This is a genomic window from Saccharopolyspora sp. NPDC002686 (assembly GCF_040295745.1).
Lineage (GTDB): Bacteria > Actinomycetota > Actinomycetes > Mycobacteriales > Pseudonocardiaceae > Saccharopolyspora > Saccharopolyspora oryzae.
The window spans coordinates 1-6,152 of record NZ_JBEOVY010000418.1 but is presented as its reverse complement, the minus strand read 5'-3'; the positions used below and the strand labels follow the sequence as shown (position 1 = coordinate 6,152).

Sequence of the window (6,152 nt, the reverse complement as noted above, 5' to 3'; positions counted from 1 at the left end):
GAGGTCTCGAACTGCGGTGGCTCGCCACCGAGCCGGCCGCGGGTGCCACCGCCGAGCAGGTCGCCGACGCGGTCGGCCCGGACACCGCGCTGGTGGTGTTGAGCCACGTCAACTACCGCTCCGGGTATCTGGTCGATGCCGAGGCCATCACTCGGATCGCTCACGAGGCGGGGGCCCTGGTGCTGTGGGACCTGAGCCACACGGTGGGCTCGGTGCCGGTCCGGCTCGACGAGTGGAACGCCGACTTCGCCGTCGGCTGCACCTACAAATACCTCAACGGCGGCCCCGGTTCCCCGGCATTCGGCTACGTCAACCAGCGCCATCACGACGCGGTGCGCCAACCCATCCGCGGCTGGATCGGCCACCGCGAACCCTTCGCCATGGGCCCCGGCTACGAGGCCGCACCCGGGGTGCGCGGCATGCTCAGCGGAACACCACCGATCCTGGCGATGCTGCCCCTGATCACCGGCCTGGACCTGCTGGAACAGGCGGGCATCGACGCCGTCCGCGCCAAGTCGGAGCAGTTGACCGGGTTCGCCGTCGAACTGGCCGAGGCGGAACTGGTCGACCGGGGTGTGGAGTTGCTATCGCCCCGCGACCCGAAGCGCCGTGGCAGCCACATCACCCTGCGCCGCCACGACTTCGGCGAGTTCATCGCACCGCTCTGGGAGCGCGGAGTGATTCCCGACTTCCGCACCCCGGACGGCATCCGCATCGGACTCGCACCGCTGAGCACCAGCTTCGCCGAACTCCACCGAGGACTCTCGGTGCTCACCGAGCTCGTCGATGAACGAAGCGAGCGGTGATCGTCATGTCAGCGCAGCACGCGTTCGAGACCACCGAGAACACGACGCGCGACGGGCTGGTGCGGTCCCTCTCCCACCGGCAGATGACGATGATCGGTCTCGGTTCCGCCCTGGGCACCGGGCTGTTCCTCGGGTCCGCATCGGCGATCTCCACGGCCGGTCCCGCGGTCGTCGTGTCGTACTTGCTGGGTGCGCTGCTGATCGCCGTCATCGCCACCGCGCTCGGGGAGATGACCGCGGTGCACCCGATCCGCGGCTCGTTCGGCGCGATCGCCCGGCAGTACTTGGGTCCCTGGGCGGGGTTCGTCGCGCGGTGGTCGTACTGGGCCGGTGCGGTGATCGCCATCGGCGGTGAGGTCATGGCGGCGGCGCTCTACCTCCGCTTCTGGTGGCCCCAATTACCGCTGGCCGCGACGATCGTCGTGCTCGCCTGCGCCTTGGTGATCATCAACCTGGTGAGCGTGCGCGCCTTCGGCGTCACCGAGTTCTGGCTCTCCGGCATCAAGGTGACCGCGCTGGTCGTGTTCTTGCTCGCCGGGGCGCTCCTGGTCTTCGTCGGCGTCCCGGACCAGCCCGCCATCGGCTTCGGCCACCTCACCGAGCACGGCGGCTTCCTCCCGCAGGGACCCGCCTCGGTCTGGGTGGCCCTGGCGGTGGTGATGTTCGCGTTCGTCGGTTTCGAGACGGTGTCGATCTCCGCCGCCGAAACTCCCGACCCGGTCCGCTCGATCCGGACGTCGACGCGGGCGCTGGTGTGGCGGCTCGCGCTGTTCTACGTCCTGGCCGTCGGCCTCGTGGTCACCCTCTCGCCGTGGCAGGAGGTGGCATCGTCGGACGGCGACGTCGAGTCGAGCCCGTTCGTGCGGGTCTTCGCGAGCCTCGGTGTCCCGGCCGCGGCGTCGGTGACCAACGTGATCGTGCTGGTAGCCGCCTTGTCGGCGGCCAACGCCAACCTCTACGGCGCCAGTCGGCTCATGCACTCGCTGGCGCATGACGGGGCGGCGCCGGCTCCGCTGGCCGTCCTGAGCCGTCGGGGGGTTCCGGTCCGGGCACTGCTGGTGTCCGCGTCCGGTCTGCTCATCGCCGCCACGCTCGCCGCCACCGATGTCGGGAACGTCTTCACGCTCCTGGTGGCTCTGGCGACCTTCGCGGTGCTGATCGTCTGGGCGATCATCCTGGCGACCTACCTCGTGTTCCGGCGGAGGCGTGGGAACCTGCCCGCCGAACCCGGCTACCTGCGGTTGTGGGGCGGTTCGGTCACCGCTTGGCTCGGCATCGCAGGGTTGCTCGGCGTCGTGGCGACCGCGTTCGTCGTCCCGGACATGCAGAAAGCCGCTGCGACGGGCCTGGTATTCGTCGTTGTTCTGCTCGCCGCGCACGGGACCACCACGCGGCGCCGCCGGCCGCTGAGCAGCGACTCGACGTCCGAATCTCCTTAGTTCCACGAGAAGAGACCCCGCTGCTCGACGGGAGCAGCGGGGTCTCTTCGGATTCGTCGAATATCGATCAGAGCGACAGCTCCGGCTTCAGGCGGGCCGGGGTCCACACCTGCTGGCGCCAGGCGGCGATGGTGCTGAGCAGCAGCGCTGCGACGAGGTAGCTCGCCAGCACCGCCACCGAGGTGCCCACCGAGGCCATGTCGCCGCCGTAGATCAGGTGGCGCAGGCCGGAGACCACGTAGCCCAGCGGGAGCACCTGGTGCAGCGGGTGCAGCGGTTCCGGGATGGTCTGCCACGGGAACGTGCCGCCCGCGGTGACCAGCTGCAGCACCAGCACGACCAGCGCGATGAACTTGCCCTTCGGGCCGAACGCGGCGTTGAGCGCGTGCACGATCGCGGTGAACGCGAACGAGGTCAGCACCAGGAAGCCCACCGTCTGCCACGGGTTGGCCGGCTGCACGCCCACCGCGTAGACCACGACCACGTACAGCAGGATCGCCTGCACGAAGCCGACGATCGCGGCCGGCAGCCAGCCGCCGAGCGCGACGCGCCACGGCGCGACCCCGGCCGCCAGCGCGCGGCTGGACAGCGGCCGCATCAGCAGGAACAGCACGAAGCCGCCGACCCACAGCGCCAGGCCCATGAAGTAGGGGGCCAGCCCGGCACCGTAGGTGTCGGCCTTGACCTGGGCCATGGTGTCGATGGCGACCGGGTCGCCGATGGTGTCCGCGGTGGCGTCGCGGGTCGGCTCGTCCGGGTTGGGGATGTCGTTGACGCCCTTGCCCAGCTCGGTGGCCAGCGTGCTGGAGCCGTCCTTGAGCTGCCCCGAGCCGTCGTGCAGCTGGGTGGCACCGCCGGCCAGCTGGTCGGCGCCCTCGCTGAGCTTCTTGGTGCCGGTGACGGCCTGCTGCTCGCCGTCGCGCAGCTGCTTGGCGCCGTCGTCGAGCTTGTTCGCACCGGTCGCGAGCTGGTCGATGCCGTCGGTCAGGGCGGGCATCGCGTTGGCCAGCTGGCGGTTGCCGTCGGCCACCTGGCGGGAACCGTCGGCCAGCTTGCGCAGCTGCCCGACCTGGCCCTGCACCTTGCCGTTGGCATCGGTGATCGGGCTGTTGAGGTCGTCGAGCCCGGAGGTCACCTTCTCGATGACGTCCTCGTCCACCCCGGCCTTGCGCAGCTGGTCGGCGATGCGGCTCTTGGCGTCGTCGAGGTGGTCCACCACGTCCTGGGACACGTTGCCCAGCGATTCGGCCTTGCTGGCCAGCTGCTCGTTGCCCGCGGCGACCTGCTCGGCACCGTCGGCCAGCTTCGTGGTCTGGCTCGGCAGCGGAGCGGTCTTCTGCTGCAGCTGCGACAGCCCGCCGCGCAGCTGACCAGTGCCGTCGGCGAGCTGCGTCGCTCCGTTGGCGAGCTGGCGCTGGCCGTCGAGCAGCTGGTGCGCACCGGCCGACAGCTGCGCCGAGCCCTCCTGGGCCTGGCCGAGCCCGTCGTAGAGCTGCCCGGCACCGTCGGCGAGCTGGCCTGCGCCGTCCGCGGCTTCCTGCGTCTTGTCGTGCACCGTGGCGAACCCGAGCAGGAACTGCTTGGCCGCCTCGGTGCCCGCGCTGCGGGCGACGCCCTTGCTCACCTCGGAGGCGACCTTGTCGGCGATGGTGCCGACGATGTAGTTGTTCGCGTCGTTGGTGACCAGCTGCAGCTTGGCCTGGCGGGGCTCGAAGTCGCTGGGGGAGAGCAGCGCCGCGGAGAAGTCCCGCGGCACCACCAGGGCGAAGGTGTACTCGCCGGTGGACACGCCCTGCCGGGCGCTGAGCTCGTCGGTGCGCGACCAGTTGAACGTGCCGGAGTCCACCAGCTCCTGGTAGACGTCCTGGCCCGCGTCGAGCCGGGTGCCGTCCTCGCGGTCCGCCCCGGTGTCGTCGATGACCACCGCGGCGGGCACCGAATCGAGCTTCCCGTAGGGATCCCAGTTCGCGTAGATGTACATGGCGCCGTACAGCAGCGGTACCAGGGTGACCGCCAGCAGCGCCAGCTTGGGCAGCTTGCCGGAGGTGAGCCGGCGCAACTCGGTTGCGGCGAGCCGGAGACTAGTCATCGCTAGGGCCTTCAGTGAAATCCGATGTGGACAGTTCGGGGTTGTCTGCGCCGACGCGAGCGGGCGTGACGCCCAGCTTGTCGGCCGAGTGCGGGGAGCAGAGCGCGATCACGGCCATGCCGCGTTCGGCCTGGCGCACGGCCAGCTCGTACCAGCCGAGCGGCTCGCTGCCGTGGCGGTCCGGGCAGTCCAGGACCAGTGCTTTCGTGTCGCGGCGTTCGCAGGCGAGCTCGATCAGCAGCTTCGTGCGCTCGAAAGCGGGGAGGTTCTCGAAGCGCTCGTCCGCGTCGTACTCGCGCGTCGACAGCCAGCTGCGGACCTTGCGCCGGGTGGACCACTTGCCGGCCAGCGTCAGGCCCTCGGCGATGACGTCGCGCACGGCGATCGAGCCATCAGGTTCGGTTATCTCCGGCGCGTCGACGACCGCGACCTGCTTGCGCAGTGCGCCGGGGTCGAGCGCGCCGTCCAAGCGGACGGTGCCCTTGCTGGGGCGCAACCGACCGGACAGCACCAGCGCGAGCGCGGTGCGCCCGGAGTTCGGGTCACCGGTCACCAGCAGCGCTTGACCGCTGCGCACGCGCAGCGAGGTGGGGCCCAGCAGGGGTCCGTGCGCTCCGTTGACCTCGACGCCGGTGGCGACGATTTCCAAGCCGACTCCTCGACTCTCACGGCTGGTGCACCGGCCCGCGCAACGCGGTGGCCGGGCGCACCTCCCACATGGTCCACAGCGGCCGGTAGCCCTGTCGGGGCCAGAACACCGAGGACAGCGGGTTGGGCGGGTTGTAGTACAGGAAGCTGCCGATGACTCCGGCGCGCACGAACTCCTCGTGCACCGCGGTCATCAACTGCTGGCCGACGCCGGTTCCGCGGTCCTGCTCGCGAACCGACACGCAGTTGACGTAGGCCCAGGTGCCGGGGCGGAGCCGGTGGCCGGCAGACGGCCGGTCAGCGTCGACCCAGCCGCACTCGGCCACCGCGACCGGAGTGCCACCCCGTTCCGCGAGCCAGACCGGATCGCTGGAGTGCAGTCGCACGTGGGCAGCGGTCCGCTTCAGCTGCGGGGCGTCGGGGCGGTACGTCGAGGAACCGACCAGGGCGGCGTATTCGAGCTCCAGGAGGGTGAGTTCGACGACGGCGTCCAAGTCGGCCGGTCCGGCGCGACGTACAGTTACGGTACCAGATAGTTCCGTAAATTCGCACGGCGGAGTGGGAGGGCGCACAGCGAGACAGGACAAAGGGGTGAAACCGCCGTCCAGCAATGCTTTTGCGGCCAGAACGTCCCGGCTCGGCCACGTCACCAAGCACGTCGAATCGCGCTCCGGAGCACCCTGTGCGACCAGCCACTCCCGCCATGCCGCGAGCAGCGCTTCCATTCCTCCCCGGGAGTGCTCGCCGATCAGCGGGAACAGCTCGAAGACGGAACTGGGCTGCCACAGGCTCTGCATCGAGCCGGGCGGGTTCGACGTCCGCGCGATGATCCCGGCGACCGCGTCCCCGCCGGCGGTTCGCGCCACCAGCGGCTCGCCTTGCGGCACGGGGTAACCGTCCGGCAGCTGGGGGTCCAGCGCGGCGAACCGGGCGCACTGCGTCCGCAGTAGCTCTTGCGCAGTCGCCACGGCTGCTCCTCGACGAGGGGACGGTTCGCGGCACATCGAACCAGGACTTGCGAGAACCTTCAGCGCGAAGCGCGGTCCGCGCAGTCGAGATCACATCCTGGCTCCGCGGGTGATCGTCGAGTCCGCCGCAAATTCCATTGAAATCGGTCGGCCCAATTGAATTGTATTTTGGGGGGGGTGGGGGGGACGGGCGGATATACGG

The 6,152-nt window shown here is 70.1% G+C and carries 5 protein-coding genes; 2 read left to right on the top strand and 3 right to left on the bottom strand.

What is annotated here, in order from left to right:
- Positions 1 to 806: aminotransferase class V-fold PLP-dependent enzyme (locus ABTZ89_RS34290; RefSeq protein ID WP_351052685.1), on the top strand; the 806-nt coding region annotated here is incomplete at its 5' end.
- Between the two features lie 5 nt (positions 807 to 811).
- Positions 812 to 2,245, top strand: coding sequence for an amino acid permease (locus tag ABTZ89_RS34285; protein ID WP_351052682.1), 1,434 nt, complete (start codon positions 812 to 814; stop codon positions 2,243 to 2,245).
- A 67-nt stretch (positions 2,246 to 2,312) separates the two neighbouring features.
- On the opposite strand, the gene ABTZ89_RS34280 is transcribed toward ABTZ89_RS34285, so the two are convergent.
- The 3 genes from ABTZ89_RS34280 to ABTZ89_RS34270 are packed head-to-tail and all read right to left on the bottom strand — an operon-like array spanning position 2,313 to position 5,950.
- On the bottom strand, positions 2,313 to 4,334 hold the full coding sequence (locus tag ABTZ89_RS34280; protein ID WP_351052679.1) for a YhgE/Pip family protein: 2,022 nt from the start codon (positions 4,332 to 4,334) through the stop codon (positions 2,313 to 2,315).
- Positions 4,327 to 4,983 carry a hypothetical protein gene (locus ABTZ89_RS34275; RefSeq protein WP_270953164.1) on the bottom strand — a complete coding sequence of 219 codons (657 nt, stop codon included), beginning with the start codon at positions 4,981 to 4,983 and terminating at the stop codon, positions 4,327 to 4,329. Before ABTZ89_RS34275 ends, ABTZ89_RS34280 begins: the two co-directional genes overlap by 8 nt.
- A gap of 16 nt (positions 4,984 to 4,999) precedes the next feature.
- Positions 5,000 to 5,950 carry a GNAT family N-acetyltransferase gene (locus tag ABTZ89_RS34270; protein ID WP_351052675.1) on the bottom strand — a complete coding sequence of 317 codons (951 nt, stop codon included), beginning with the start codon at positions 5,948 to 5,950 and terminating at the stop codon, positions 5,000 to 5,002.
- Between the last annotated feature and the right edge of the window lie 202 nt (positions 5,951 to 6,152).